The sequence below is a fragment of the Pseudomonas sp. FP215 genome (assembly GCF_030687795.1).
Classification (GTDB): Bacteria; Pseudomonadota; Gammaproteobacteria; order Pseudomonadales; family Pseudomonadaceae; genus Aquipseudomonas; species Aquipseudomonas salmasensis.
The window spans coordinates 2,279,303-2,303,209 of sequence record NZ_CP117447.1 but is presented as its reverse complement, the minus strand read 5'-3'; the positions used below and the strand labels follow the sequence as shown (position 1 = coordinate 2,303,209).

The window sequence follows — 23,907 nt, the reverse complement described above, 5'->3', positions numbered from 1 at the left end:
GTCATTCTGAAGCCCCGCGTTATCGTTGACGATTTTCGCGAGCAAGCTCGCTCCTACAGGAGGCCTCTCATTATCATGGAGCTCCTTGCATGAGCGACTTCAACACCCTCGAACTGATCACCGACCGCCGTGGCTTTGCCACGCTGTGGCTCAGCCGTGAAGCCAAGAACAACGCGTTCAACGCCCAGATGATCCGCGAGCTGATCCTGGCCCTTGACCGCGTACAAGGCGACCCGTCCCTGCGTTTCCTGGTGCTGCGCGGGCGTGGCAAGCACTTCAGCGCCGGTGCCGACCTGGCCTGGATGCAGCAATCGGCCGAGTTGGACTACCACACCAACCTGGACGACGCCCGCGAACTGGCGGAGTTGATGTACAACCTGTCCAAGCTGAAAATCCCCACGCTGGCGGTGGTGCAAGGCGCCGCCTACGGTGGCGCGCTGGGCCTGATCAGTTGCTGTGACATGGCCATTGGCGCCGACGATGCGCAGTTCTGCCTGTCGGAAGTGCGTATCGGCCTGGCACCGGCGGTGATCAGCCCGTTCGTGGTGCAGGCCATCGGCGAACGCGCTGCCCGTCGCTATGCACTGACGGCCGAGCGGTTCGGCGGCCAGCGCGCACGGGAGATCGGCTTGCTGGCGGAAAGTTATCCCGCCGAGAGCCTGGATCAACAGGTGGACCAGTGGGTCGCCAACCTGCTGCAAAATAGCCCGGCGGCCATGCGTGCCAGTAAGGATTTATTGCGTGAAGTGGGCAACGGTGCCCTCACCCCCGCGCTGCGCCGCTATTGCGAAAACGCCATTGCGCGCATTCGGGTGAGTGCCGAGGGCCAGGAAGGTTTGCGCGCGTTTCTGCAAAAGCGTGCGCCAAGTTGGCAAGACCAGGAGCCGCGTTCATGAGCACACTCACCACCATTCTGGTGGCCAACCGTGGCGAGATCGCCTGCCGGGTCATGCGCACCGCCAAGGCCATGGGGTTGACCACCGTGGCTGTGCACAGCGCCATCGACCGCGATGCCCGCCATAGCCGTGAAGCCGATATCCGCGTCGACCTGGGCGGCAGCAAAGCCACCGACAGTTACCTGCAAATCGACAAACTGATTGCAGCCGCCCACGCCAGCGGCGCCCAGGCGATTCACCCTGGCTACGGCTTCCTTTCAGAAAACGCCGGCTTTGCCCGGGCCATCGAGGCGGCAGGCCTGATCTTCCTCGGCCCGCCCGCCTCGGCCATCGACGCCATGGGCAGCAAATCCGCGGCCAAGGCCCTGATGGAAACGGCTGGCGTACCCCTTGTGCCGGGTTATCACGGCGAGGCCCAGGACCTGGAGACCTTCCGCGCCGCCTGTGAACGTATCGGCTACCCGGTGCTGCTCAAGGCCACGGCGGGCGGCGGTGGCAAGGGCATGAAGGTGGTCGAGGATATCAGCCAATTGGCCGAAGCCCTGGCTTCCGCCCAGCGTGAGGCGTTGTCGTCCTTCGGCAACGGGCAGATGCTGGTGGAGAAATACCTGCTCAAGCCGCGGCATGTGGAGATCCAGGTGTTTGCCGACCAGCATGGCCATTGCCTGTACCTCAATGAACGCGACTGCTCGATCCAGCGGCGCCATCAAAAGGTCGTGGAAGAAGCCCCGGCGCCCGGCTTGAGTGTGGAGCAGCGCAAGGCCATGGGCGAAGCAGCCGTGCGCGCCGCCCAGGCCATCGGGTATGTGGGCGCAGGTACCGTGGAGTTTTTGCTGGATGCCCGTGGCGAGTTTTTCTTCATGGAGATGAACACGCGGCTGCAAGTCGAGCACCCGGTGACCGAAGCGATTACCGGCCTCGACCTGGTGGCCTGGCAGATCCGGGTAGCCCAGGGCGAGGCGCTGCCCATCACGCAAGAGCAGGTCGCGTTGAACGGTCATGCGATTGAAGTGCGGCTGTATGCCGAAGACCCGGCCAATGACTTTCTGCCGGCCACCGGGCACCTGGCGCTGTACCGCGAGTGCCGCCCTGGCGCTGGGCGCCGGGTCGACAGCGGCGTCGAGCAAGGCGACAGCGTGTCGCCCTTCTACGACCCGATGCTCGGCAAGTTGATTGCCTGGGGCGAAGACCGCGAACAGGCACGCCTGCGCTTATTGAGCATGCTGGATGAGTTTGCGGTCGGCGGGCTCAAGACCAACCTGGGCTTTTTGCGGCGCATCATCGGGCACCCTGCGTTTGCCGCGGCCGAGTTGGACACCGGGTTTATCCCGCGCTATCAGGATGAGCTGTTGCCGACGCCAGGGGCCTTGAGCGATGAGTTCTGGCAGGCGGCGGGCGCGGCGTTTATGCAGAGCTTGCCGGTGGGTGATGGGCCTTGGGCAAACAATCAGGGCTTTCGTGCGGGCTTGCCTGCCGAGGTGTCGCTGCACCTGAGCTGCAATGGACAGGATCGGCTGGTGACACTGGCCGGCCACTCAGCGCAGTTATGCGGCGAACAGTTGCTGACTGAACACCAGGGCGTGCGCCGTGCCCATCTGGCGGTGCACAATGAAGGCAGCCTGTACCTGCGTTGGGACGGTGAGATGCATGCCGTCAGCCTGTTCGACCCGATTGCGGCGGTCGAGGCTAATCAATCTCATCAGGGCGGCCTCACTGCCCCCATGAACGGCAGCATCGTGCGGGTGCTCGTAGAAGTGGGTCAAACCGTTGAGGCTGGTACTCAACTGGTGGTGCTCGAAGCCATGAAGATGGAGCACAGCATCCGTGCGCCCCACGCCGGGGTGGTCAAGGCGCTGTTCTGCCAGGAAGGTGAAATGGTGGCCGAAGGCAGCGCGTTGGTGGAGCTTGAAACGGCCGACTAGAACTTCGCCGTGGCCTGCACCACCACACCCAGGAGGCGACAGCCCTCGGTAAGCAACACCTTGGGGTAAGTGGGATTGAGCGGCACCAGGTAGTGCTGGCCGCTCTCTTCCTGCAATTGGCGAAAGGTGGCGTGGGGGTTACCTGCCCATTGGGCCACCACCAGTTTGCCGGGCTCGGGCGGTATGGCCGGGTCAACCAGGATCATCATGCCAGCCGCAATGCTCATGCCCGTGGGCGCAGTCATGGCGTCTCCCGTCACCGGCAGCCAGAACGCCTCGCCTCGCGCGTGGTAATCGGTCAATTCGTAGCGCTCGGTTCTATAAGGTGCCCGCTCTTCACGCAGCTCGCAGGCCTGCTTCCAGTCGCTGACCGGGTAGCGGAAATACGGGTTGTAGTGCGCTTGCAGTTCAGGCGCTTGCGTGGCCCGTTCACGAATCTCCAGCGCCACCTCCAAATACCCCAACCCCAGTTCGGCCAGTACGCGGTTCATGTCCGCCAGGCTCGGCACGCGGCGTTTATTGAGCCAATGGCCGATACCGCCCTGGGACATGCCCAGGCGCTGCGCCAGTTCATCCTGTGTGACCTTGCGGTCTTTCATGTTGGCTTTGACCAACGCTATCCAGTTATCCATGGCGCATCACAATACGGCGCCCATTTTTGCGGGCAATAAACAGTTTGTAGTAATCCATAAAACGACAGGAATACGATACGTACTATCATCAAGCCCAAGGATTTCGACACCCACCGGAGTACTGCCGCTTATGACGACCCGCACGCACCCAACGCCCGAAACATCCGAACTGACTGAAGTAAACGACATGTGCACCAGTAGCGCTGCACAGCGCGCATTGGACTATTACTTGAAAGAAAATCGGTCGACGCCGGCCTCGGACGGGGCCATGTTCGCGATCAAACCCGAAGTGAGCCAGGAGGAAGCCCTGATACACGCCTCGGACCTGTTGCGCAGTGCAGCGGCTACCGCCTACGAATCGGCGTGCAGCCATCAGGGCAACCAGCGTGACCTGGCGTTTTCGGTGGTGTATTTGATCGATATGGCGAAGGCGATGGTGGAGCGGTCGTTGCAGGCGCCAGGGGCGGCGGCAAACGCGTAGCAGGCACGAAAGAAAAATATTTCTATCCCAGGGATAAAAACATTTGACTTGCAAATGATAATGATTATTATTGGGCTCAGCTGATCGCGAGATCAGTCGATAGACCAAGAGACCTTAGGTCGGACTCTTGGAATATCTCCTCATCAGGCTAATCACGGTTTTTGACCCGGCTCTTTGGCCGGGTCTTTTTTTTGCCAGTTTCCCTGGCGTGGCTTCAGGCTAATGAAGACTGTGTGTTGCTTGATGGCGCGCATGGTAGCAAAAGACTATCGCTCAAAGAAAGTCGCGCGAGTGCTCTAGCCCCTATCTCTGCGAATTAGCGCTTGAGAATCAATCTCATAGACCCTAAGCTTGCGCAGCGTCACGGATGACGCCCCCTCCCCCTGCAACAATTTTTGCATCCAGGTTTTACCGAACCCCTGTGTAAGATAGCCGCCACATCACTCATATTCAGGCAACCAGACTATGACCGTGGCCTTGACCTCCATCAAGATCAGCACCGACTTCGACAGCGGCAACATCCAGGTCCTGGATGCCAGTGACGCCTATCAGTTGTTGCTGGCAATCAAACCCGACACCCGCAGCGATCACTACCAATGGTTCCACTTCAAGGCCGAAGGCATGCACGTGGGGCACACCCATACCTTTCGCTTGAGCAACGCCGGGCGCTCGTCTTACAAAAATGCCTGGAGCGGTTACAACGCCGTGGCGTCCTACGACCATATCAACTGGTTCCGGGTACCGACGCGCTTTGATGGCGAGATCCTGCACATCACCCTCCAGACCCGGCAAAAGCACGTCTGGTTTGCCTACTTCGAACCCTACAGCCGTGAACGTCATGACTGGTTGATCGAGCAAGCCCTGAAGTACGCCGGGGTCACCCTGCTGGCCACCGGCAAGAGCGCTGAAGGCCGCGATATCCAACTGCTGCGCCGTGGCAAAGGGATCGAAGGCCGGCGCAAGGTGTGGATCATCGCCCAGCAGCACCCCGGCGAACACATGGCCGAATGGTTTATGGAGGGCGTGATTGAGCGCCTGCAAAAGGACGGCGACGACGAACTGAAAAAACTGCTGTCGGTCGCCGACTTGTACCTGGTTCCGAACATGAACCCGGACGGCGCCTTCCATGGCCACCTGCGCACCAACGCCATGGGCCAGGACCTCAACCGCGCCTGGCAAAGCGCCAGCCAGGAACTCAGCCCCGAAGTCCTGTTCGTCCAGCAACAGATGGAAAAATACGGCGTGGATATGTTCCTCGACATCCACGGCGATGAAGAAATCCCCTACGTATTCACCGCCGGCTGCGAAGGCAACCCCGGCTACACGCCGCGCATCGAAGCCCTGGAAAAACACTTCCGCAGCCATTTGAGCCACCTGACCCGAGACTTCCAGACCACCCACGGCTACACCCGCGACCTGCCCGGCCAAGCCAACATGACCCTGGCCTGCAACGCGGTGGGCGAAAAGTACGACTGCCTGTCCCTGACCCTGGAAATGCCCTTCAAGGACAACGACGACGCACCCAACCTGCGAACTGGCTGGTCAGGCGATCGTTCGAAACAGTTGGGCAAGGACGTGTTGAGCAGCGTCGCTGATATCGTCGGACGTTTGCGCTAACCCCTGTGACAAGCTCTTTGTGGCAAGCGAGCAAGCTCGCTCGCCACAAAGAGCGGTCAATCCTTGCTGCCGGTCATGCTTTGCAAGACACCATCGCGGCGGATCAAACCGTGGAACAACGCGGCCGCCAGATGCACCAGCACAGTGAGAAACAGCAGATAGGCCAAATAACCGTGAGCCTTGCGCAACAACGCAAACAACGGCGCATTCGCCTCCACCAGCGCGGGCAGTTGCAGGTTACTGCTGAGCATCACAGGGTCACCGGCCGCTGAAATCATCGCCCACCCCAGCAGCGGCAACACCAGCATCAACGCGTACAACAGCACATGGGAAGCCTTGGCTGCCAGCCTCTGCCACACCGGCAAATCCGCTGGCAACGGCGGCTGGCGCGTCGAAAAACGTACCGCCAGGCGCACGATCACCAGCGCCAGAATCGCAATGCCCAGCGGCTTGTGCAGGTGGATCAGCCACTCATGACGCTCCGACACTGACGCCGCCAAGCCCGCACCGATAAACAGCATGGCGATGATCATCAACGCCATCAGCCAGTGCAGCACGCGCGCCAGGGGCGCAAAAAACCGTGGTTGAGCATTCATGGCTTCGACTCCTGAGGGGCGCTGTGCAACGGGCTGACTTCACCGGCCCGGCGCAGGTACGAACTGGCATACGCGGCCGAACGTGCGGCCAGCAAGGGGTCGTTGGAGGCTTGGATACCACTGGGCAGAATCAGCGGGTCAAAGTTGATATCGCGGCAATCGCCGTCTGCCTGGGGCTGGCTGCTTTGCAGCACAAGGGTGCCAGCGTTGAGCACCTTGTGTGCGCCGCTCCAGGTTTTGCTCGCGTCATCCAATGGGTCGCCTGGGTTGGCCAGGGTCATGTTCAACTGCCAACGCAACGGCCCGGCAGCCAGGCGTCGTACCAAATCCTGCTCCAGAAAGTCACTGCCCGCAGGTGCGGTATCACCCGCCGCGTCCTGGCTCTGGGGCACCACCTCCCAACGCACGGCCTGGCGCGTACCATCGGCAGCCACCAGGTAAAACGCGTTGATGCCGTTATAGGTTTCAGTCGCGTAACTGGCCGATGGTTTGGCGGTCTTGACCCAGGCCAGGAACGGCGCGGTCTCGGGGTGTGCGGCAAAAAACGCCGGCATGCTCGAGGGGTTCGGCTTGCCCGTGGCCGGATCTGGCGCGCCGGCCTTGAGCAACTGGTAGAACGCCTCGGGCGTGCCCACCGGGAACACCGGCATGCTGTTCATCCCTGTACGCCATTGCTGGCCGTTGGCCTGGCTGAATTGCACGGCAAAGCTGCGAATCGGCACACTGCTGTCCGGCGCATAGGGGTTGCCGCTGGGCAAGGCAAAGCGGCCAATGATCGGGGTCTTGGCCTCGCTGAACACCTGCGCACTGGAATACGCACGGGCCTCGGTACTGCTCTGGAAATACCCCGCCACGCACACGCCCTTGGCATGGTTACGGCGAAAGCCCGGATGCACGCCGTTATTGGTTTCCAGGGCATTGACCAAGGTCTTTGGCCGCAGACGTTGTGGGTCGAGCGTGCCATTGACGTAGGCAAATGCCCCTACCACCACCGCCACTACGCCCCCAATACACGCCAGCCTGACCAGCAGGCTGGCGGTACTAAGAGGCGGACGCGGCGGTAAAGAGTGATCAACCATAAAAAACTCCAGGGCCAGTGGCCGCAGGGGAAAAGTGTTATGAGACGAATCTCACGTAGGCTTATTCCCCGTTCACTGTAGTTTTTTTGTACTAGGCGCGCTGGTAGATCCACTCCGTTCTAGCGCTGGTTAAACAATGGCTGTCGTTTGCGAAGAAACGCCTGCATGCCCTCTTGCTGATCAGGCGTGGCGAACAGGCCATGAAACAACCTACGCTCCTGACGCACACCTTCGTGCAAGCCGACCTCCAGGGATTGCTCCACCGCCTGTCGTGCTGCGCGGGTGGCCGTTCGAGAAAAGGAGGCAATTTGTGCCGCCACTGCCAGTACTTCATCCAGTAAGTTCGCGGCCGGGTAAACGCGAGACACCAACCCCGCCTGCTCGGCTTCCTGGGCGGTCATTGGCCGCCCCGTCAATACCAGGTCCATCGTCTTGGCCTTGCCAATCAACCCTGTCAAACGTTGGGTCGCCCCCATCCCCGGAATAACCCCCAGCTTGATTTCTGGTTGGGCAAAAGTGGCGGTATCAGCGGCGAATATCATGTCGCACATCATCGCCAGTTCGCAGCCGCCGCCATACGCATAGCCTGTCACTGCGGCAATCGTGGGGGTGCGTAAACGGGTGAAACCTTCCCAGCCGGCGAAGTAGTCTTCATTGAGCATGTCCAGATAGGATTTGCCGCTCATTTCTTTGATATCGGCCCCTGCCGCAAAAAACTCGCGGGTTCCCGTAATCACCACACACCCGACCCCAAGGTCTTGGTCCACTGCAGCCAAATGGCCGATCAACTCCTTCATCATCGCCGAACTCAGCGCATTCTTGGCTTCAGGGCGGTTGAGCTTGATAAGGACCACGCGGTCATGACGTTCCATTAAAACATTCATAGGCATCTCCAACGATTTGATTGATATCGCTCACACTTCAGGCTGTCTCAGGAATCCCAGATGGCACCCTGGGCGGGTATTCCGCGCGCTTCCAACTCTTGCACCACGCGTTGAGTCAACGCCTGGTTGGCAATACAAATCACCGCTTCGGCACCGCACGCTTGCACCGCGCCATAGGCCAACTGCACCAGGTCAGGCTTACCGCGCTCATCGGTGTCCCAGATCACTGCATGTGGCTGGGCCCGCAGAATCTCCTCCACCAGTTCATCGCCGTAGGTCTTCCTCGGGCTACGCGTGGACCAGATCAATTGAATAGGTACCTTCGCTGCGAGCAAATGCGGCATGACAGGCCCAATCCCGCTGCCTGTGGCGATGTACACCACAGACCTGAACAGGGTTTCTACATTGGCAACGCCGGCGGTGGTAATGCTCTTGACCCATACATAGCGGGGCAAGTCCTCGATAAACTCCCCGGTCCAATCGCCTGCGCGGGAAATGATCAGGCGAAACCCCGCCTCGCCTGGCGCGCAAATATTGGCAAAGGAGTGCCATTCCAACAGCGGGCTGCGGCTGATTGCGCTGGATGAACCGGCGAATGGCGAGGTGTGGCTCAAGCGCGTAATCACGGCATGTGTGGAAGGCCGCGTGTGCTCAACGGCAACCTTGCGCAGCCGCAACCAGGGCAGCAGGATGCTCAGGGTCAGCAGCACCAGCATCCAGAACGAAAGGCTGTGCAACAGGTTCGATGTGGTCGATAACGTTTGCCACCAGAACAACAGCAACGCGCTCCAACCGGCAAACCGATGAACCCGTTCAAACCCGTTGTGAAAGCGGCTTCGAATACGTGGTTGAGCCATAACCACCATGAACAGCAACACGCTGAGCAGCAAAACGCTGACCCCGAGCGAACCTGCCGAAGCACTGTCCGGTTGCTGCAGATACTGCGTGACCTGCACACCGACCAAGCCCGCAAACCATCCCGTGGCCGCCAAGGCTGCGCCGCTGTGCAGCCCGCCGAAGTGGTACACCTTGGCTGCGCTTCGCCGAACACCGAGCGGCCATGTACGCGGTATCCGCGTCGCCAGCCAAAACAGGCCATTGATCAGGTATTGCTGGCGAATCAGGATGGCGATCGACAGGTTAATCAGCACCATGTCTGACAGCGTCTGCACTGCAATGGCTTGCAGGTCCAGAGCCAACAGCACAAACACAGCGTTGCCAATCAAAACCCCTGAAGCCAAGCGGTTGTAATAAGAAAACATCGGCAGTGAAGCCCAGCGTCGCCAAAGCGCTGGCTTGGGCGGCACAACGGTACGGGTCAGCGCATCAATCATGACCAGGCTCCTGGGTCAAAACCGCTTGCGCCGCCACCTGCGACTCTCGGGCCACTTGCAGCAACAGTGCCTTGTCGATCTTGCCCCTGGCGGTCAGGGGAAAATCCTCCACCGCGTAGATGAACTGCGGCACGCAGTAGTAGGCCAGGCGCTGTTGACAGGCCAACCGGCAAGCCTCTATGTCAGCGCTGGCTGGGGAGACAAAGGCCACCAACGTACGATTGTCCAGCTTCAACGTGACCGCGCGCATGCAGTGCGCACCGGCCTCCAAAGCGGCCGACACCGCGTCCAGCTCTACGCGAAAACCGCGAACCTTCACCTGGTCATCCACACGACCTAAATGTTCGAGTCGGCCGTCAGCTACCCAGCGCCCAAGGTCTCGCGTACGAAACATCACCGCATCGCCGCCGCGAAAGGGATCCGGTCGGTACCGGTCCAACGTCAATGCCTTGTTGTTCAGATAGCCCGCCGTTACCCCCGTACCACCGGCCCACATCTCACCCATCTCGCCTATCGCGCAGGCACGCCCCTGGTAATCGAGCACATAGACGGTGTTGTTCGGTGTTGGCCTGCCGATAGTCAATGGTGCGCCTGGTACGTGCAGGTGCAAGGTGTTAACGATGGTGGTTTCGGTGGGCCCGCACCCGTTGTAGAACGTACAGTGTTCGGCCCAACGGTCTGCAAGCGCTTGGGAACAGGCCTCTCCGGCCACCGCAACGTACTTGAGGTCGGGACATTGCAAAGGGTCCAGGGTGGCCAGTATCGATGGCGTTGCGATCAACACGTTGCACTGGGCCGCTGTCTGCGCGATATCTTTGCCGCGAATCAGCAAGGTCGCGCCATGCGCCAGGCAACCGAGTATTTCCCAGGCAGCCATATCAAAACCGATATTGAGAATCTGCCCAACAGTGCGACCCGGCGCCATTCCCATCTGCCCAGGTTGGGTCAACAGAATGTTGCACACGTTGCGATGGCTGACACACACGCCGTTGGGACGCCCAGTGGTTCCGGAAGTGAACAGCACAAAACACAGGCCATCGGGATTGACCTCGGCGGACACGCCATCATTGTTCTCAGCCACCCAAGGGGTTTGCGCAATGAACGTGTCCAGACACAAGCAGCGGGAGGCCGCGTCTGCCGGAATGTGCTCCAGCAAGTTCGACAACGTCAGAATGACCGGACTGGACAACGACTCCAGAACCATACCCAACTGCAGGGTAGGCACGATTCTGGCGTCCTGTGGCACATACGCGGCACCCACCTTCAACACCGCCAGAAGCCCGACCAGCATGGGGATCGAACGTTCGACGAACAACCCCACCGTGTCACCCGGCTTCACACCCTTTGCAAGCAGGTGCACAGCCAAACGGTTGGCTTGTCGGTTGAGCTGTTCATAGCTGATTCGTTGGCCCGCGCACACCGCCGCTGTGGCGTGGGGCGCCAACTTCGCTTGTGCTTCGATGGCGTGGTGTACGTTGGCGTAGGCGGTCAGCGCTGAAGGGCCGCATCCCCATTGCTCAAATAGAACTCGCTGCGCGGCAGGCAAATGAGCCAGCGAGGCGTTGGAAAAAAACTGTTTAACGCTCGGTGAATACGTCATGAGCACCCTCTCTCTGTTGGCCTGCCGGCTGAATACCGACAGATACAAGGGTGGATAGAGGACGCCGCACGAGATTACAGACTCTCAAGCTATGCAGAAGCTTCCCACTCATACCTGGGGAAGTTTCCTTGCACAGGTCATGGAATAACCTACACAGACCGACGTCTACCTCAACACAAGTGAGTAGACTCATCCCATGCATGAACTCGACGAACAGTTACGTGAACTCATCCCCAGGTTGCGGCGTTTTGCCGTGTCCCTGACGCGCAATAGCAGCAGCGCCGATGACCTGGTGCAATCGACCCTGGAGCGCGCCATCGTCGCCTGGGCCGATAAACGTATCGAGGGCGACCTGCGTGCGTGGCTGTTTTCAATCCTCTACCGCCAGTTCCTCGACGCCCACCGCCGCAACCGCCGCTATGCGCGCATGCTCGAATTTTTCACCGGCCGCGATGATGTGCAACCTTCGGTGGAACGCACTGTGCTGGCCCAATCCACCCTGCAAGCCTTCGACCAACTGAACACCGAACAGCGCGCCCTGCTGCTGTGGGTGTCCGTCGAGGGCTTGAGCTACAAGGAAGTGGCCGAGATCCTCAAGGTGCCGATCGGTACCGTGATGTCACGCCTGTCCCGCGCCCGCCAAGCGTTGCGTCAACTCAGCGATGGCGAAATGACCGGCCCTTCCCTGCGGAGACTCAAATGATCAGCCTGCCCCCCAGCGAGCGCGATTTACATGCCTACGTCGATCATCAACTGCTGGACAGCGATCGCCGTGTGCTTGAAACCTGGCTGGCCAGCCACCCCGAAGTGGCGGCCCAGGTACAGGCCTGGCAACAGGATGCACAGTTGCTGCGTGCGTCGTTGAGCGGCGCCCTCCAGCAGCCGTACAACCCGGCATTGGATCCGGCGCTGATTCGCCAGCGCATCAAGAAACAGTCCCGTCGGCACTTGGCCACGGCGGCAGTGCTGCTGATCGCGGTGAGCCTCGGCGGGTTTGGCGGTTGGCACGCCCGCGAAGCCACCCAGCCGCCGCTGTTGCCGATGACCGACGCCATGCAGGCCTACCGCCTGTTTGCCCAGGACGGCATCATGCCCGCCGACTACAAGGCCCAGGACCGCAGCACCATGCAGGCCTGGCTCGACCGCTATTTCAACCAGGCCCATCGCCTGCCCGACCTAAGCCAAGCCGGTTTCAAGCCGGTCAGCGGGCGCCTGCTCACCACCGACCAAGGCGCGGCGGCCATGGTGCTGTACCAGGACGCCCAAGGTCGACGCATCAGCTTCTATATCCGCCCGCCTGGCCCGAACAACGGTTTCCTGCCTCGCGGCAGCCGCAGTGCCGATGGCTTGCAGGCCGACTACTGGTCGGGCGGGGGCTACAACTATGCGATGGTCAGCCCGGTGGATCAGGCCGCCGCGCTGCAGACGCAGTTCTAGAAACCAACATCCAGCACCACATTGTCCAGATAGGTGCCGGCCGGTGGCGTGGGCTGGTCGGTGTAGACCTTGGCGTTGTAGTTGAACACCTGGCTACCGACGCCCAAGCCGTTGCCAGGGTTGACCTCGGCCGTGGAACTGGCCCGCCGCGCCGCGCCGACACTGCCCCAACGCGTGGTGCCGGCGCTTTGGAAAATGTCATAGGCCAGGTAGTTGCTACCGGAAATCATGCGCCGCCGGCCGCCGACACTCACCGGGTTTTGGCCATCGCTCAAGCCCACGGTATAGGCGCTGCCCTTGGTGCAGGCGATGTTGATGGTCTGCCCGGTGACCGCAGTAAACCCACTGACCACCGGCGCGCTGCCAAAGCTGATATTCGGCGCAGTGATCTGGCAGTCGTTGGTCACGGTCATGCTGACGGTCAGGGACGCCGTGCCGCTGCCAGTGTCACGTCCCAGGCAGGCGCCGCCAATGCCGACTCCCGAGCAATAGTTCCAGTTCCACGCGATGCTCAATGTCTCGGTGTACACCCCGGCAGCGACGTTGCTGCCGGTGATGCTGCTCAGGTACAGCGGCACGGTTTTCGCGCCGGGCCCAGTGACCAGGCCAATGCTCTGGGCGATGCCGCCAGCGCCGCCGAAATCGAACTGCGCACCACGGGTGATGGGATAACTGGTGCTGTTGTTGCCGTAAATCGTGTAGCCGATCACATCACCGGTCGGCCCGACCATGCCGCTTTGGGTGGAGGTGATCGTGGCGTAAAAGTGGTCAGTGGGTACCAGCAACGAAATCAATGCCGGGGTGCAACTCAAGCCCGAGTTTGTCGTAGAGCTGGTTTGCGCGGCGGTACGCACCGTCATCGAACTGATCGAGCCAAAACTGGCCGGCACGGTGGACACCACCGAACACGCCGCCATGGCCTGCCCGCAAAGCAACAAACCTACGCCATACAACCCTACGCTGCCCCTCACCTGAACACTCCCTGTTCAATCCCTCATTGGCACACTAATGGCCCGATCAAGGGCACGTCCTGTTGCTGCTCATCAATATCGAAGGTTACCTGGCAAGTGCGGCCCTCTCCCAAAGTGACCTGCAAGGTGTTATGGGCGCTGAGGTTTTCCAGATACACCAGGCCATCCCAGCCGACCACCGCCTGAGTGTTGCTTTGCTCGTGCACTACCAGGCTGCCCAGCGGCAATTCCTGGTGCTGTCGGTCCACCAGGGTGATGCTTGCGGCGAGCACACGGCGCAACGGGAATTCCAGCAGGTAACCACTGCCTCGGCGTACCGACACGCGCTGTTCCACATTGGGGCTCTGCACATTCGCCGGCAGGTTCAACGGGTCGATCTCATATTTACCGCGGTAGTAGGCACTGCTCCACGGCACCAGCAAATGGCCGTTGCGGTCAGTCTGGCCCACCAGTTGGTTTTCGTAACGCACCGGAATCCCGGCGAAACCCTGGGTGCTCACTACCACAAACGCGTCATTGATGCGGTTTGCGGCAAAGGTTTCGCCGCCCATCCATACCAGCGAGCCGCTGGCGTCCGCCCAACGCGTCATGGCCTCGCTGCTGCCGTACACACCAGCCTGCAACTGCACCGACTGCAAGCGCCAGGTCAGGTCGGCCTGCCGATAGCTGGGGGCATCGCCCTGGGCATAGCCGAGGTTGTAGCCCACCCCGCCTTCGCTGGGCACCGCGCGGCTGTAGTTGATGCGCTGGCGACTGGCGCCGTCCTTGCTGCGCTCGGCGCTCAAGGCCAGGCTGCCGTTGAGGTCGAACGGGATGACCAGTTGCGCCTGCATGGCCCAGTTGCTGTCGCCGATTTCGCGGTTGGCTGACAGATAAAAGCTGGTGTTGCGCCACAGCGGTTTGCTCCAGCTCAGGTTGAGCAGGCGCGTGCGCGAGTCGTCCGCGGCCTGCACGTCGAAATAGCCCAGGCCCAGGCTGCCGAAACGTTGAAGGTTGAGGCTCAGGGTCACCTGCTCGCTGCGCTTGCTGAGGCTGGCGTAAGGGGTGTCGACCAGGGTCAGGTCGGCATAGTCGTCGCGGCGCTCCACCCGTTGGTACATAAAGCTGTAGCGCGTGCTGTTGTACTGATAACCGAGGCTCAGTTGCTGGCCCGTGCGGCTGTCGAACTGGCTCTGGCTGAGGGCGGTATTGAGCACGCCGAAGTTGCCCAGGCGCAGGTTACCGCCGAGCCCGCCGAGGGTCAGGTCGCTGGAGGCTTCGGCGTGGCTCTCCAGGGTGAGGTTATCGGAATATCCATAGCGGAACGTGCCACTGGCCACGCCTGGGCCGTAGCCGAAATCCCGCAGGGTGTAGTCACGGCGCAAGGTACCGGCTGCCAGCGAAAAATCCGTCAAGCCTTGTTGCAGCAAGGTGCTGGTGACGTAGAACGGTACCGTGGTCGACACCTGGCGACCCAGGGCATCGGTGGTGACCACCACGGCCTCGCCGGCGCCGTTGATAAACGGGATATTGGTCAGGGTGTAGGGGCCGGGTTGCAGTTGCGCGGTGTCGGATTTGTAGCCGTTGATAAACAGGTCCACCGACGACGGCACCGCCGCCTCACCGGCAAACTGCGGCAAGGGGTACGTGACCAGGTCGGGGCGCACGGCAAAATCGCGCGACAGTTGCACCCCGCCCAGGCGCACCGAGCTACTCCAGGGCAGCGCGCCGCTGATCACGTCGCCGGCCTCGTAGGTGAGCAGGCGATCATCGTCGGAAAAACGCCAGGTGGTGTCGTAACGCCGATAACCATTGTTGAGGGTGCCGCCGCTGACTCCATCGGAGAGTGTCTGGCGCAGTTGCCCGGTGGTGGACAAGGTGCCCCAGGTGTCGAACAGCCGCACTTCGTTCCAGGCCGCGAGGTAACTGCCGCCGTCGTCGGTGTCATTGAAATACACGTCATAGTTGAGCAAGGCGCCAAAGCTGCTCATGGCCTGGGTACGCGGATAGGTATTGCGGTTGCCGATGAACTGTTCCTGCAACCACGAGGGCGGCACATCCAGCAACAGGCGCTGGCCGTTGCTGTCGTAGTCGCTGTGCAGGCCCGGCACTTGGTCCAGAGCTACGCTGCCGACGGGTTCACCCGGCAGTTTCATGCCCACGTCCTGCAACGCACTGGCCGGCACAAACAGCTGGCCGGCGCGCTGCTCGACCGCAATGACGCGGCCGGTGTCCATCTGGTTGACCACCAGTTCCAGAAACAGCTGTGCATCGGCAACTGCCTCCATGCTGCCGGGCGGCGGCGGCAAGTCGCCTGCCATCGCTGCGCCCCACAGCCCGCTTGCTACTGCCACCGACGGCCATAAAACCCGAGCCCAACCACGACTCACCATGGCGTTGTGTCCTTCAATGGACATCTCCATCCTGTTAAAACCCGGGCGCGTGCCCGTTGCGCTACATAACGGCTATCGCTTGGGCGCCAGGCTCTCCAGTTGCGGCGCGCCGTTGACGCGTACCTGCAACGGCTGGTCGGCCGATACGGCGTCCGGCACCGGCCAACGCATGCTCGCGCCCGGCAGCACATAGCCGAGCAAACCGTCCACCAACGGCCGCGTCTGCCCGCCCTGTTTGAATGACGCATCGGTGAGCCGCGCATGCACCGCGCCCTGGTTGCGCACCTCGATGTAGTTGCGCCCTGCCACGTTGACCTTCTGCCAGCTCAACTGCGGCTTGCCCGCGCCCTTGGGGTCGCGCTGGCGGGTAGCGTCGTCCTTGCTCCACAAGCCGGCACCGTAGGCAAACAACGGCACCGAATAGCGCATCTGGAAGCGAATCGCCGCCGCCGTGTTCTTGCCCTCCGGCGGCGTGGGCACCTGCAGCGCCGAGGGGATTTCGTCAATGATGATGCGATAGGCCAGCTCCTGCCCCGGCGGTACTTCCCGGGTGCGGGTCAGGCGCACCAGTTGTTTCTGGCCCGGCTCGATCTTGGCCACCGGCGGGCTGCCGATCACATCGCGCTGGTTCTGGTACTGCTCGTCAAAGCCATTCTGACTCCAGGCAAACACGCGGATCTGCAGGTTGGCGGTTTCGGTGCCACGGTTCTCCAGCCACAGTGCGCTGGCCTGTTGGTCGGCCTCCAGCACCGGGTCGATGGGCCAGATCAGCACCGAACTGGCCGCCTGTCCAAACCCCGCCGTACACAACGCCCCCAAGGCGAAACCCGCGGTCCATAACCGTCGCAAAGCACACCCCATAACACCCCTCCTTAAAACCGTTAGCCCTACCACGTCAGCTGCACCTGCAGCGTGTCGCTGTACGTCCCCCCAGGCTGATTGCCCGGTAAAACCACCCGCCCGTAAATGGGTAGGCTGATGTTGCTCGCATCGCTGTAGGTCACACTCACGCTCTGGCTGATACCCAGGCTCTGGCTGAACGCCGCATCGCGAAACAACTGGTATGCCACTCGCGCGCTGCCACTGTTGAGCTGCAAGTTGCGCCCGGTGCTGCTGTGCAGGCCGCCATCGACGCTCATGCTCAAGGCCACGCCCGGCGTGCATTGCAGGGTTACACCGCCAGTGAGGGCAGCCGTCACCGTGCTGGTGGCCAGGGCCGAATAGCTGCCGTAGGCCAACGTGCCGTAGTTGGAGCCGCCGCCCACGATCAGGCAACCTGGCGTGATGGTCGCGCTCACCTGGAAGCTCTGGTTGACCACCGCCGACAGCGGCAACGGCATCGCCAGGCCGACGGCGAGCAACACCCTGGGCCACATCGTTAGAACGTCAGTTCCACGGCCACCGTGTCGGTGTAGGTGCCCGCTGGCAGCCCCGCTTTGCCCACCGCCCGGCCGTAAAGGTTGACGGTCTGTGCCACGCCGGTACTGGTGGCAAGTGTCACCACGCCGTCAATCGCCAACAGCGCTGAACGCCCACTGTCGGTGTAAAAATCGTAGGGCACGAAGTTACCCACGCCATCGGCCAACGCTCGGGTGCCACCGGGGGAAGCACCATCGTGGGCGCCGGCACGCACCTTGATCGTTGGCGCGGTGCCAGCCGAACACAGGATCGACAACGCGCCGCCGGTACCGGTGCCGCCGAGCAACTGGGCGTCGGCATTGGTAAACAGGCTGTTGGTGGTGCCGAAATTCAAGCTACCAAAATTCAGCCCGGTGGCCGCGCCGGAGCCGTTGACCTGGCAACTGGCGATCAAGGTCAGGCTGGAACTGATCTGCCCGGTCACCGTGGTCGCCGCGTTCAGGCTGGACGCCAGCCCCAGGCCCAGGGCACAGAGGCCGATTCGCGATACAAGTACATGCATGATATCCATCCTCATGGTTTACCAATCCAGAGTCACCGTCAGGGTGTCTGTGTAGATGCCGGCCGGTAGGGCCCTGGTATTCGCCACCACGGAGCCGAATACCGGGATCGGTACCTGGGTGCCCTGGGTCACGACGAAATTGCGTTGCTGGCCGATGCTGTAGGCACTGCGCCCCTGGGGGTCGGCCGAGAGTCGATAGGGAATGGTCTGGCGGCCATTGCTCAGGCGCCGTGTGGTGCCGTCGCCGTTGGCGCCGCCGTCGATGGTCACCGTGAAACTGCTAACCACCGAGGGGTTGCAGGACACCGACAGCGGCGCCTTGTCGCCATCGGAAATCGCCGCGTCCAAGGTCTCGTTCCAGGTCGGCCCTTGGCTGCCAAAGTCCAACAACGCGGTGCCGCCTTCGGGGGTGACCGGCGCGGTTTCCACGCCCTTGCTCACTTCGCAACTGGCGGTGATCACCAACCGTGCGTAGACCTGGCCGTTGACCACCGCCGCCTGCGCGTCATCCGCCAGCAACAGCAGGCCGCCCAGGGCCGTCACGGCCAGGTAGCGGCTTACCATGAGACCGTGACCTTGAGCAGGTCGGAATAACGGCCGACGGCGGGGATGTCCTTGAGCGGTTCGATGCGCCCATACAGCGGCAGGTCTACAGAGCCGGTGTCTGGCACGCGGCCACTGACGGGCACGTCCACCGGCAAGGGGATCAGCCGCGCGGCGTCGGCATAGATTCGATAGGGAATGGGCCGGCTGGAGGGTGCCGGATTGGCGAGATAACGCACTTCGCCGACGCCGCCATGCAGGCCACCGTCAACGCGCACCTGATAAGGCGTGTCGGGGTTACATTCCAGGCGCGGCTGGCGCTGGCTGATCAGGGCCGCACTCAGGGGGCCGGCCGGGTCATCCAGACGCGGGCCGCTGCCGAAATCCAATACGCCAAGTTGCTCGATGCCCGCACTGCGGGTGGTGCCCACCAACTGGCAACCCCGCTGCACGTCGATACGCACCTCTACTTGGAGTTGCGCAGCAAAAGCCGTGTTGCAGAGCATCGTGCCCATGACTGCCAATACCGCCGGTCCCTTCACAGCCCCAATTCCTTATACAGGGGTAACAACTGTGTATGAGGTTAGCCAGTTAACCCGAAAGTGCCAGTTTGCAAGGCTCGGGGTCCTTCGCTATTGGTCAAATGGTTTCGAGCGTCTTACAGTGAGCGACCACCGTAATACAGAGTGTTTATTCTTGGCCGTGCTTGCCCTGCTCCAGCGCCTGCTGGGTAAAAAAACCGACGCCTCGGACGCCTCACTTATTCCGACGTATTTTCAGAAAAAAGCCGAACAACAGGGCTATACCCTCAGTGATGGGCAAATCCGGGCGATTAGCGCCCTGAATCGCGAGGCCCAGCACCTGCTCAACGGCCAGGCCACGCGCAGCCTGTACCTGCACGGCCCGGTGGGGCGCGGCAAAAGCTGGCTGTTGGACGGATTTTTCCAGGCGCTGCCCCTCGCCGAGAAGCAGCGCGTGCATTTCCACACCTTCTTCGCCAGGCTGCACCAGGGCATGTTCCTGCACCGCGGGCATGACGATGCCCTGGGCGTCACGCTGGACGAGCTGCTGGTCGGCTGCCGAGTGCTGTGTTTCGACGAATTCCATGTGCACGATATCGGCGATGCGATGCTCATCAGCCGTTTGTTCAAGGCCCTGTTCCAGCGCGGCGTGCTGGTGCTGGTGACTTCCAACTACCCGCCGGAAGGATTGCTGCCCAACCCGCTGTACCACGAGCGCTTCAAACCGGTGATAGAACTGATCGCCGCGCGCATGGACGTGCTGGAAGTCAGTGCGCCCCAGGACTTTCGCAGCCTGGCCCAGGCCCACGCGCAACAGCGCTTCACGGGCGGCCAGTACGTCTGGCCAGGTACGGCTGGCCAGCGTGAAAGCCTGGGCCTGCCTGCTACAGATTGCCCGGCGCAAACCCTGAAGGTCGGCACTCGGCAGTTAAAGTGCCGAAGCCATCAGGCACGAACCATCGCGTTCACCTTCAACGACCTGTGCGAACAACTCACGGCGGTCATGGACTACCTGTTGTTGTGCCAGGACTTCGACCACTGGATCATCGACGGCCTGCCGCAGCTGGCCGAATGCCCCATCGCCGTGCAACAGCGCTTTATCAACCTGGTGGACGTGCTCTACGACCAGGACAAGCAACTGACGCTGATCGGCCACCAGCCCCTGGATACATGCCTGGAAGGCCAGGCCATCGACCTCGCCCGCACCGCCAGTCGCCTGCGCCAATTGCACACGCTGTGCCCGCAAACCGCGCCCGAGCCGCTATCATGAGCGCCTTTTACGCCCTCTTCCGAGCACCGCGCCCTGCATGAATACCCTCGCCCAACTCAAGGCTGGCCAATTGGCCGGCGCTACGCGCCTGGACCTGGCCTGCGGGCTGACCCAGTTCCCCCAGGAAATTTTCGATCTGGCCGACTCGCTGGAAATCCTCAACCTCACCGGCAACGCCCTGAGCAGCCTGCCCGACGACCTGCACCGCCTGACGCACCTGCGCGTACTGTTCTGTTCGGACAACGCCTTTACCGAACTGCCGCAATGCCTGGGCCAGTGTGCCCAACTGAGCATGATCGGCTTCAAGGCCAACCAGATCAGCCAAGTGCCCGCCGCCGCCCTGCCCCCGCTGTTGCGCTGGCTGATCCTCACCGATAACTGCATCAGCCAGTTGCCCGATGAACTTGGCCAACGCCCGTTGCTGCAAAAGTTGATGTTGGCCGGCAACCAGTTGATCGACCTGCCGCCAAGCCTGGCCCAGTGCCAAAACCTGGAGTTGATCCGCATCGCCTCCAACCGGCTCACCCACCTGCCACAGTGGCTGCTGACCCTGCCAAGCCTGACCTGGCTGGCCTACGCCGGCAACCCGGTGGAAATGGCTGTGCAGGTAAGCAGTGATGAGGCGACGCCGAACATTGCCTGGCAGGAACTGGAAATGGGTGAAGTCCTGGGCGAAGGCGCTTCGGGGATCATTCGCAAGGCGCTTTGGAAACCCCGGGCGTTGCCGGTTGCGGTCAAGCTGTACAAGGGCACCATCACCAGCGACGGTTCACCGCTGCATGAAATGCAAGCCTGCATCGCCGCCGGGCTGCATCCCAACCTGATCAAGGTTGAAGGACGCGTCATCGGCCACCCCGACAACCAGGCCGCGCTGGTGATGGACCTGATCGACCCGAGTTACCGCAACCTCGCGGCCCTGCCGAGCCTGGCGTCCTGCACGCGGGATATCTACGCACCGGCCACCCGTTTCAGCCTGGACGTGGCACTGCGCATGGCACGGGGCATCGCTTCGGTGGCGGCGCACCTGCATCGCCAAGGCATTACCCATGGTGACCTGTATGGCCACAATATTTTGTGGAACGCAGAGGGTGATTGCTTGCTGGGAGACTTTGGCGCGGCGTCCTTCCATGCCACGGCGGACACGCTGCAAACCCGTGCGCTGCAGCGTATTGAAGTGCGCGCGTTCGGGGTGTTGCTGGGGGAATTGTTGGAGCGGGTTGAGGCCCGTGACGAAAGCTTGCAGGCACTGCAACAACGCTGCTGCCAGCCGGATGTGCTGGCGCGGCCGGGCTTCGAAGAGATCGAAGCCTTGCTGCAGGCTATCTAATTGTAGGAGCGAGCTTGCTCACGAAAAACGTCAACGATAACGCGTGCGTCCTGAATAAACGCAGCGCCGGTGAGTTTTTCGCGAGCAAGCTCGCTCCTACAAGGCAATTTGACCGCTTGTACTCAGATAGAAATCAGCCCGCCAGGCCGACAAACATATCCTGCACATCATCATGGTTGTCCAGGCCTTCCAGGAACGCCTCGACTTCAGCCATCTGCTCATCGGTCAAACCACTGACCGGGTTCTTGGAGATATAACCCAGCTTGGCCGACAACACGGTGAAGCCCTGCTCCGGCAAGGCCTTCTGCACGGCATCCAGGTCGGTGGTTTCGGTGATGAACAAGGTGGCGCCTTCTTCACCCTCTTCAAAGTCCTGGGCGCCTGCTTCAATGGCGGCCATTTCCGGATCGGCGTCCGGGGTGTCCGGCGATGCTTCGATCAGGCCCACATGGTTGAAATCCCAAGCCACCGAACCGGAAGCGCCCAGTTGGCCCTTGCGGAACGCCACGCGGATCTCCGCCACGGTGCGGTTGATGTTGTCGGTCACGCACTCAACGATCAGAGGCACCTGGTGCGGCGCGAAACCTTCGTAGGTCACGCGGTGGTATTGCACGGTTTCACCGAGCAGACCGGCGCCCTTCTTGATCGCGCGGTCCAGGGTTTCCTTGGGCATCGAGGCCTTTTTGGCCTGCTCCACCACCAGGCGCAGGTGCGCGTTGGTCGCGGTATCGGCGCCGTTGCGGGCGGCAATGGTGATTTCTTTCACCAGCTTGCCGAAAATCTTGCCCTTGGCATTGGCTGCCGCTTCTTTATGTTTGACTTTCCACTGTGCGCCCATGACTCACTCTCTTATTTCCATCGCGCCCAAACGTCTACTGGCCGGCGCTTTGGGGGCAGAGTTTATAGCGCGAGAACGCTTCGTTCCACCAAAAAACCGGCCAAGACCCTCAGGTGCGCAAGGGTTTAATCACTGCATTGCGGTCCGGCACAAAATCCCCGGCCTGGGCCAGTACGGCGGGCCTGGCATTCCAGTAGGGCATCAGCACCAGCGAAGAAAACAGCGCCGCGCCGGCAAACACGATAAATACCGTGACGGTATCGAAATAGCCTGGCAGCAAACCACCCAGGATCGCGCCCACCGAACCGCAGCCGTTGACAAAGCCCGCTGCGGTAGCGCCGGCCTTGGCGGTGCCAAAGTCGATGGCCGCCGTGCTACTGATCATCGAGTCCGGCCCATACAGCGTCAGGCCCATGACAAACAGCAACGTCATCACCAGCACCACACTGCCGGTGTGCAGCGCGCCCATGAACAACGCCAGGGCAACCGTCAGCGCCAACAGGCTCAGCACGCAGGCGGGCATGCGCCGAGCACCGAACAACTTGTCGGAGGCCAGGCCGATCAACACCGGCCCCAGTAAACCGGCCAGCTCAAACGCGGTGGGCACGATGGCGGCCCCGACCTTGCCCACCGACGGCATCTGCTCGTAGACGATCACCGGGCCCCACAACAGAATCGCATAGCGCGCCGGCTTGAGCAGGAAGTACGCCAGTCCCAGGGTCAATACCGTGCGATTGCGCAGGATCGCGCGCAGGGGTTCGAGTACGCTGACGCGCTGCTCGGCGGCCAACTGCTCGGCACTCAACACCGGCTCGGGTTCGACTGCCGGCAAACCCACATCCTGTGGAGTATTGCGCTGGAACATAAAGAACAGCACGGCCACCACTGCCACCACTGCGGCACTGGAAATAAATGCCGCATGCCAGCTGCCGATCAGCGTATAAGCCCACCAACCGGCAAACGGTGACGCGACCAACCCGCCAAACGCATAACACGAACTCCACAGCCCCAGCACCCGTCCCCGCTGCTGGGCCGGGAAGAAACTGCCGAGGTTCTTGCACAACCCCGACCAGCCAGTGGACTGGGCCAAGCCCTGTATCAACATGCAGGTGACAAAGATCGGCAATGTGGCAAAGGTGCCCATCACCAGCGCCGCAGCCGCAGAAATCAGCAAGCCACCGAGCACCACCACCCGTGGCCCGAAGCGGTCGGCAAGCATGCCCCAGGTGAACTGGCCCACGGCATACGCGGCGAGGTAGAGGCCATCCAGGTTGGCCATCGTCATTTTGTCGAGGGTAAAACTCGGGTCGTCGCCAATCCCCAGCTTTGCCACCGAAAAGGCTTTGCGGGTGAAATAGAAAGCGGCGTACGCCAGCCAGGTAATCGCGAAAATCTGCACGCGCCAACGCTTGATGCTACCCATAGGGATATTCATGGTGGTTCTGACCTCAGGTGTGAGTGTGCCGGCAGAATCGAAAGAAAACGCCTGTTGTTTTTATGGTTGAGCACTGCAATACCGGGCCTTGAATAGCGCGGCATTGGTCAGATGGGTGCGGTGTGCCTGCGCCCATGATCGCCGTGGTTGTAGGACTCAACCTACGGCGACTGAGGAGCATCAAAGCAATGGCTGACTCATAGGTAAAATCGATTTATCGTATTTCAAATA

General features: G+C 61.5%; 23 protein-coding genes. 8 read left to right on the top strand and 15 right to left on the bottom strand.

Features of this window, described 5'->3' with window-relative positions:
- The first annotated feature begins 89 nt into the window (after nucleotides 1-89).
- Entirely contained in the window at nucleotides 90-896 is an 807-nt protein-coding gene (locus PSH76_RS10655; protein WP_032896576.1) for a gamma-carboxygeranoyl-CoA hydratase, read from the top strand.
- Complete coding sequence (locus PSH76_RS10650) at nucleotides 893-2,818, top strand: acetyl/propionyl/methylcrotonyl-CoA carboxylase subunit alpha (RefSeq protein ID WP_305494057.1); 1,926 nt, start codon at nucleotides 893-895, stop codon at nucleotides 2,816-2,818. Before PSH76_RS10655 ends, PSH76_RS10650 begins: the two co-directional genes overlap by 4 nt.
- On the opposite strand, the gene PSH76_RS10645 is transcribed toward PSH76_RS10650, so the two are convergent.
- Nucleotides 2,815-3,450 carry a LexA family transcriptional regulator gene (locus tag PSH76_RS10645; protein WP_278917668.1) on the bottom strand — a complete coding sequence of 212 codons (636 nt, stop codon included), beginning with the start codon at nucleotides 3,448-3,450 and terminating at the stop codon, nucleotides 2,815-2,817. The two genes, PSH76_RS10650 and PSH76_RS10645, sit on opposite strands and share 4 nt — an antisense overlap.
- Before the next feature lie 187 nt (nucleotides 3,451-3,637).
- Here PSH76_RS10645 and PSH76_RS10640 point away from each other — a divergent pair, with 187 nt between their 5' ends.
- Both PSH76_RS10640 and PSH76_RS10635 read left to right on the top strand, forming a co-directional pair.
- Nucleotides 3,638-3,931 (top strand): DUF3077 domain-containing protein, encoded by a 294-nt coding sequence (locus tag PSH76_RS10640; RefSeq protein WP_098950955.1) that lies wholly within the window; start codon nucleotides 3,638-3,640, stop codon nucleotides 3,929-3,931.
- Between the two features lie 465 nt (nucleotides 3,932-4,396).
- Nucleotides 4,397-5,548, top strand: a complete 1,152-nt coding sequence (locus PSH76_RS10635; RefSeq protein ID WP_305494056.1) for a M14-type cytosolic carboxypeptidase — start codon at nucleotides 4,397-4,399, stop codon at nucleotides 5,546-5,548.
- A 56-nt stretch (nucleotides 5,549-5,604) separates the two neighbouring features.
- Here the strand turns inward: PSH76_RS10635 and PSH76_RS10630 are convergent, their stop codons facing one another.
- The 5 genes from PSH76_RS10630 to PSH76_RS10610 all read right to left on the bottom strand — a co-directional run bounded on the left by PSH76_RS10630 (nucleotide 5,605) and on the right by PSH76_RS10610 (nucleotide 11,041).
- Nucleotides 5,605-6,144 carry a cytochrome b gene (locus tag PSH76_RS10630; protein ID WP_278917666.1) on the bottom strand — a complete coding sequence of 180 codons (540 nt, stop codon included), beginning with the start codon at nucleotides 6,142-6,144 and terminating at the stop codon, nucleotides 5,605-5,607.
- Nucleotides 6,141-7,223, bottom strand: coding sequence for a catalase family peroxidase (locus tag PSH76_RS10625; protein WP_305494055.1), 1,083 nt, complete (start codon nucleotides 7,221-7,223; stop codon nucleotides 6,141-6,143). Before PSH76_RS10625 ends, PSH76_RS10630 begins: the two co-directional genes overlap by 4 nt.
- A gap of 119 nt (nucleotides 7,224-7,342) precedes the next feature.
- On the bottom strand, nucleotides 7,343-8,107 hold the full coding sequence (locus PSH76_RS10620; protein WP_032896566.1) for an enoyl-CoA hydratase-related protein: 765 nt from the start codon (nucleotides 8,105-8,107) through the stop codon (nucleotides 7,343-7,345).
- A 47-nt stretch (nucleotides 8,108-8,154) separates the two neighbouring features.
- On the bottom strand, nucleotides 8,155-9,441 hold the full coding sequence (locus PSH76_RS10615; RefSeq protein ID WP_305494054.1) for a hypothetical protein: 1,287 nt from the start codon (nucleotides 9,439-9,441) through the stop codon (nucleotides 8,155-8,157).
- Entirely contained in the window at nucleotides 9,434-11,041 is a 1,608-nt protein-coding gene (locus tag PSH76_RS10610; protein ID WP_305494053.1) for an amino acid adenylation domain-containing protein, read from the bottom strand. The genes PSH76_RS10615 and PSH76_RS10610 overlap by 8 nt, the downstream gene beginning before the upstream one ends.
- 196 nt (nucleotides 11,042-11,237) lie before the next feature.
- Here PSH76_RS10610 and PSH76_RS10605 point away from each other — a divergent pair, with 196 nt between their 5' ends.
- Complete coding sequence (locus tag PSH76_RS10605; RefSeq protein WP_305494052.1) at nucleotides 11,238-11,744, top strand: sigma-70 family RNA polymerase sigma factor; 507 nt, start codon at nucleotides 11,238-11,240, stop codon at nucleotides 11,742-11,744.
- Nucleotides 11,741-12,478: an anti-sigma factor gene (locus PSH76_RS10600; protein WP_098950951.1), complete on the top strand. Its 738-nt coding sequence runs from the start codon at nucleotides 11,741-11,743 to the stop codon at nucleotides 12,476-12,478. Before PSH76_RS10605 ends, PSH76_RS10600 begins: the two co-directional genes overlap by 4 nt.
- Here the strand turns inward: PSH76_RS10600 and PSH76_RS10595 are convergent.
- The 7 genes from PSH76_RS10595 to PSH76_RS10565 form a co-directional block, all read right to left on the bottom strand.
- Nucleotides 12,475-13,395 carry a spore coat U domain-containing protein gene (locus tag PSH76_RS10595; protein WP_050499493.1) on the bottom strand — a complete coding sequence of 307 codons (921 nt, stop codon included), beginning with the start codon at nucleotides 13,393-13,395 and terminating at the stop codon, nucleotides 12,475-12,477. The genes PSH76_RS10600 and PSH76_RS10595 overlap by 4 nt on opposite strands.
- 77 nt (nucleotides 13,396-13,472) lie before the next feature.
- Entirely contained in the window at nucleotides 13,473-15,821 is a 2,349-nt protein-coding gene (locus PSH76_RS10590) for a fimbria/pilus outer membrane usher protein (RefSeq protein WP_305494452.1), read from the bottom strand.
- A gap of 72 nt (nucleotides 15,822-15,893) precedes the next feature.
- On the bottom strand, nucleotides 15,894-16,682 hold the full coding sequence (locus PSH76_RS10585) for a molecular chaperone (protein WP_032896553.1): 789 nt from the start codon (nucleotides 16,680-16,682) through the stop codon (nucleotides 15,894-15,896).
- A gap of 26 nt (nucleotides 16,683-16,708) precedes the next feature.
- A complete protein-coding gene (locus PSH76_RS10580; protein ID WP_032896551.1) occupies nucleotides 16,709-17,197 on the bottom strand; it encodes a spore coat U domain-containing protein in 489 nt (162 codons plus the stop codon).
- 2 nt (nucleotides 17,198-17,199) lie between these two features.
- Nucleotides 17,200-17,742, bottom strand: a complete 543-nt coding sequence (locus PSH76_RS10575) for a spore coat protein U domain-containing protein (protein ID WP_003192220.1) — start codon at nucleotides 17,740-17,742, stop codon at nucleotides 17,200-17,202.
- Nucleotides 17,743-17,760: 18 nt separating this feature from the next.
- Nucleotides 17,761-18,306 carry a spore coat protein U domain-containing protein gene (locus PSH76_RS10570; protein ID WP_305494051.1) on the bottom strand — a complete coding sequence of 182 codons (546 nt, stop codon included), beginning with the start codon at nucleotides 18,304-18,306 and terminating at the stop codon, nucleotides 17,761-17,763.
- On the bottom strand, nucleotides 18,300-18,791 hold the full coding sequence (locus tag PSH76_RS10565; protein WP_305494451.1) for a spore coat U domain-containing protein: 492 nt from the start codon (nucleotides 18,789-18,791) through the stop codon (nucleotides 18,300-18,302). Before PSH76_RS10565 ends, PSH76_RS10570 begins: the two co-directional genes overlap by 7 nt.
- A 190-nt stretch (nucleotides 18,792-18,981) precedes the next feature.
- Here PSH76_RS10565 and zapE point away from each other — a divergent pair, with 190 nt between their 5' ends.
- On the top strand, nucleotides 18,982-20,076 hold the full coding sequence (zapE, locus tag PSH76_RS10560) for a cell division protein ZapE (RefSeq protein WP_305494050.1): 1,095 nt from the start codon (nucleotides 18,982-18,984) through the stop codon (nucleotides 20,074-20,076).
- A 37-nt stretch (nucleotides 20,077-20,113) separates the two neighbouring features.
- The gene (locus tag PSH76_RS10555) at nucleotides 20,114-21,403 is read left to right on the top strand and encodes a protein kinase (RefSeq protein ID WP_305494049.1); all 1,290 of its coding nucleotides are present in this window, start codon (nucleotides 20,114-20,116) and stop codon (nucleotides 21,401-21,403) included.
- A 133-nt stretch (nucleotides 21,404-21,536) separates the two neighbouring features.
- Here PSH76_RS10555 and PSH76_RS10550 read toward each other — a convergent pair whose 3' ends face one another.
- The gene (locus PSH76_RS10550) at nucleotides 21,537-22,241 is read right to left on the bottom strand and encodes a YebC/PmpR family DNA-binding transcriptional regulator (RefSeq protein WP_003192227.1); all 705 of its coding nucleotides are present in this window, start codon (nucleotides 22,239-22,241) and stop codon (nucleotides 21,537-21,539) included.
- 109 nt (nucleotides 22,242-22,350) lie between these two features.
- Nucleotides 22,351-23,676, bottom strand: coding sequence for an MFS transporter (locus PSH76_RS10545; protein ID WP_032896542.1), 1,326 nt, complete (start codon nucleotides 23,674-23,676; stop codon nucleotides 22,351-22,353).
- Between the last annotated feature and the right edge of the window lie 231 nt (nucleotides 23,677-23,907).

Excerpts from the sequence above, each read along its gene's own strand:
- PSH76_RS10630 (WP_278917666.1), bottom strand. The coding sequence starts at position 6,144 with ATGAATGCTCAACCACGGTTTTTTGCGCCCCTGGCGCGCGTGCTGCAC.
- PSH76_RS10575 (WP_003192220.1), bottom strand. The coding sequence starts at position 17,742 with ATGCATGTACTTGTATCGCGAATCGGCCTCTGTGCCCTGGGCCTGGGG.
- PSH76_RS10645 (WP_278917668.1), bottom strand. The coding sequence starts at position 3,450 with ATGGATAACTGGATAGCGTTGGTCAAAGCCAACATGAAAGACCGCAAG.
- PSH76_RS10615 (WP_305494054.1), bottom strand. The coding sequence starts at position 9,441 with ATGATTGATGCGCTGACCCGTACCGTTGTGCCGCCCAAGCCAGCGCTT.
- PSH76_RS10600 (WP_098950951.1), top strand. The coding sequence starts at position 11,741 with ATGATCAGCCTGCCCCCCAGCGAGCGCGATTTACATGCCTACGTCGAT.
- PSH76_RS10580 (WP_032896551.1), bottom strand. The coding sequence starts at position 17,197 with ATGTGGCCCAGGGTGTTGCTCGCCGTCGGCCTGGCGATGCCGTTGCCG.
- PSH76_RS10565 (WP_305494451.1), bottom strand. The coding sequence starts at position 18,791 with ATGCTCTGCAACACGGCTTTTGCTGCGCAACTCCAAGTAGAGGTGCGT.
- PSH76_RS10620 (WP_032896566.1), bottom strand. The coding sequence starts at position 8,107 with ATGAATGTTTTAATGGAACGTCATGACCGCGTGGTCCTTATCAAGCTC.
- PSH76_RS10570 (WP_305494051.1), bottom strand. The coding sequence starts at position 18,306 with ATGGTAAGCCGCTACCTGGCCGTGACGGCCCTGGGCGGCCTGCTGTTG.
- PSH76_RS10640 (WP_098950955.1), top strand. The coding sequence starts at position 3,638 with ATGTGCACCAGTAGCGCTGCACAGCGCGCATTGGACTATTACTTGAAA.
- PSH76_RS10650 (WP_305494057.1), top strand. The coding sequence starts at position 893 with ATGAGCACACTCACCACCATTCTGGTGGCCAACCGTGGCGAGATCGCC.
- PSH76_RS10550 (WP_003192227.1), bottom strand. The coding sequence starts at position 22,241 with ATGGGCGCACAGTGGAAAGTCAAACATAAAGAAGCGGCAGCCAATGCC.
- PSH76_RS10635 (WP_305494056.1), top strand. The coding sequence starts at position 4,397 with ATGACCGTGGCCTTGACCTCCATCAAGATCAGCACCGACTTCGACAGC.
- PSH76_RS10605 (WP_305494052.1), top strand. The coding sequence starts at position 11,238 with ATGCATGAACTCGACGAACAGTTACGTGAACTCATCCCCAGGTTGCGG.
- PSH76_RS10625 (WP_305494055.1), bottom strand. The coding sequence starts at position 7,223 with ATGGTTGATCACTCTTTACCGCCGCGTCCGCCTCTTAGTACCGCCAGC.
- PSH76_RS10590 (WP_305494452.1), bottom strand. The coding sequence starts at position 15,821 with ATGGTGAGTCGTGGTTGGGCTCGGGTTTTATGGCCGTCGGTGGCAGTA.
- PSH76_RS10610 (WP_305494053.1), bottom strand. The coding sequence starts at position 11,041 with ATGACGTATTCACCGAGCGTTAAACAGTTTTTTTCCAACGCCTCGCTG.
- PSH76_RS10545 (WP_032896542.1), bottom strand. The coding sequence starts at position 23,676 with ATGAATATCCCTATGGGTAGCATCAAGCGTTGGCGCGTGCAGATTTTC.
- PSH76_RS10585 (WP_032896553.1), bottom strand. The coding sequence starts at position 16,682 with ATGGGGTGTGCTTTGCGACGGTTATGGACCGCGGGTTTCGCCTTGGGG.
- PSH76_RS10595 (WP_050499493.1), bottom strand. The coding sequence starts at position 13,395 with ATGGCGGCGTGTTCGGTGGTGTCCACCGTGCCGGCCAGTTTTGGCTCG.
- PSH76_RS10655 (WP_032896576.1), top strand. The coding sequence starts at position 90 with ATGAGCGACTTCAACACCCTCGAACTGATCACCGACCGCCGTGGCTTT.
- PSH76_RS10555 (WP_305494049.1), top strand. The coding sequence starts at position 20,114 with ATGAATACCCTCGCCCAACTCAAGGCTGGCCAATTGGCCGGCGCTACG.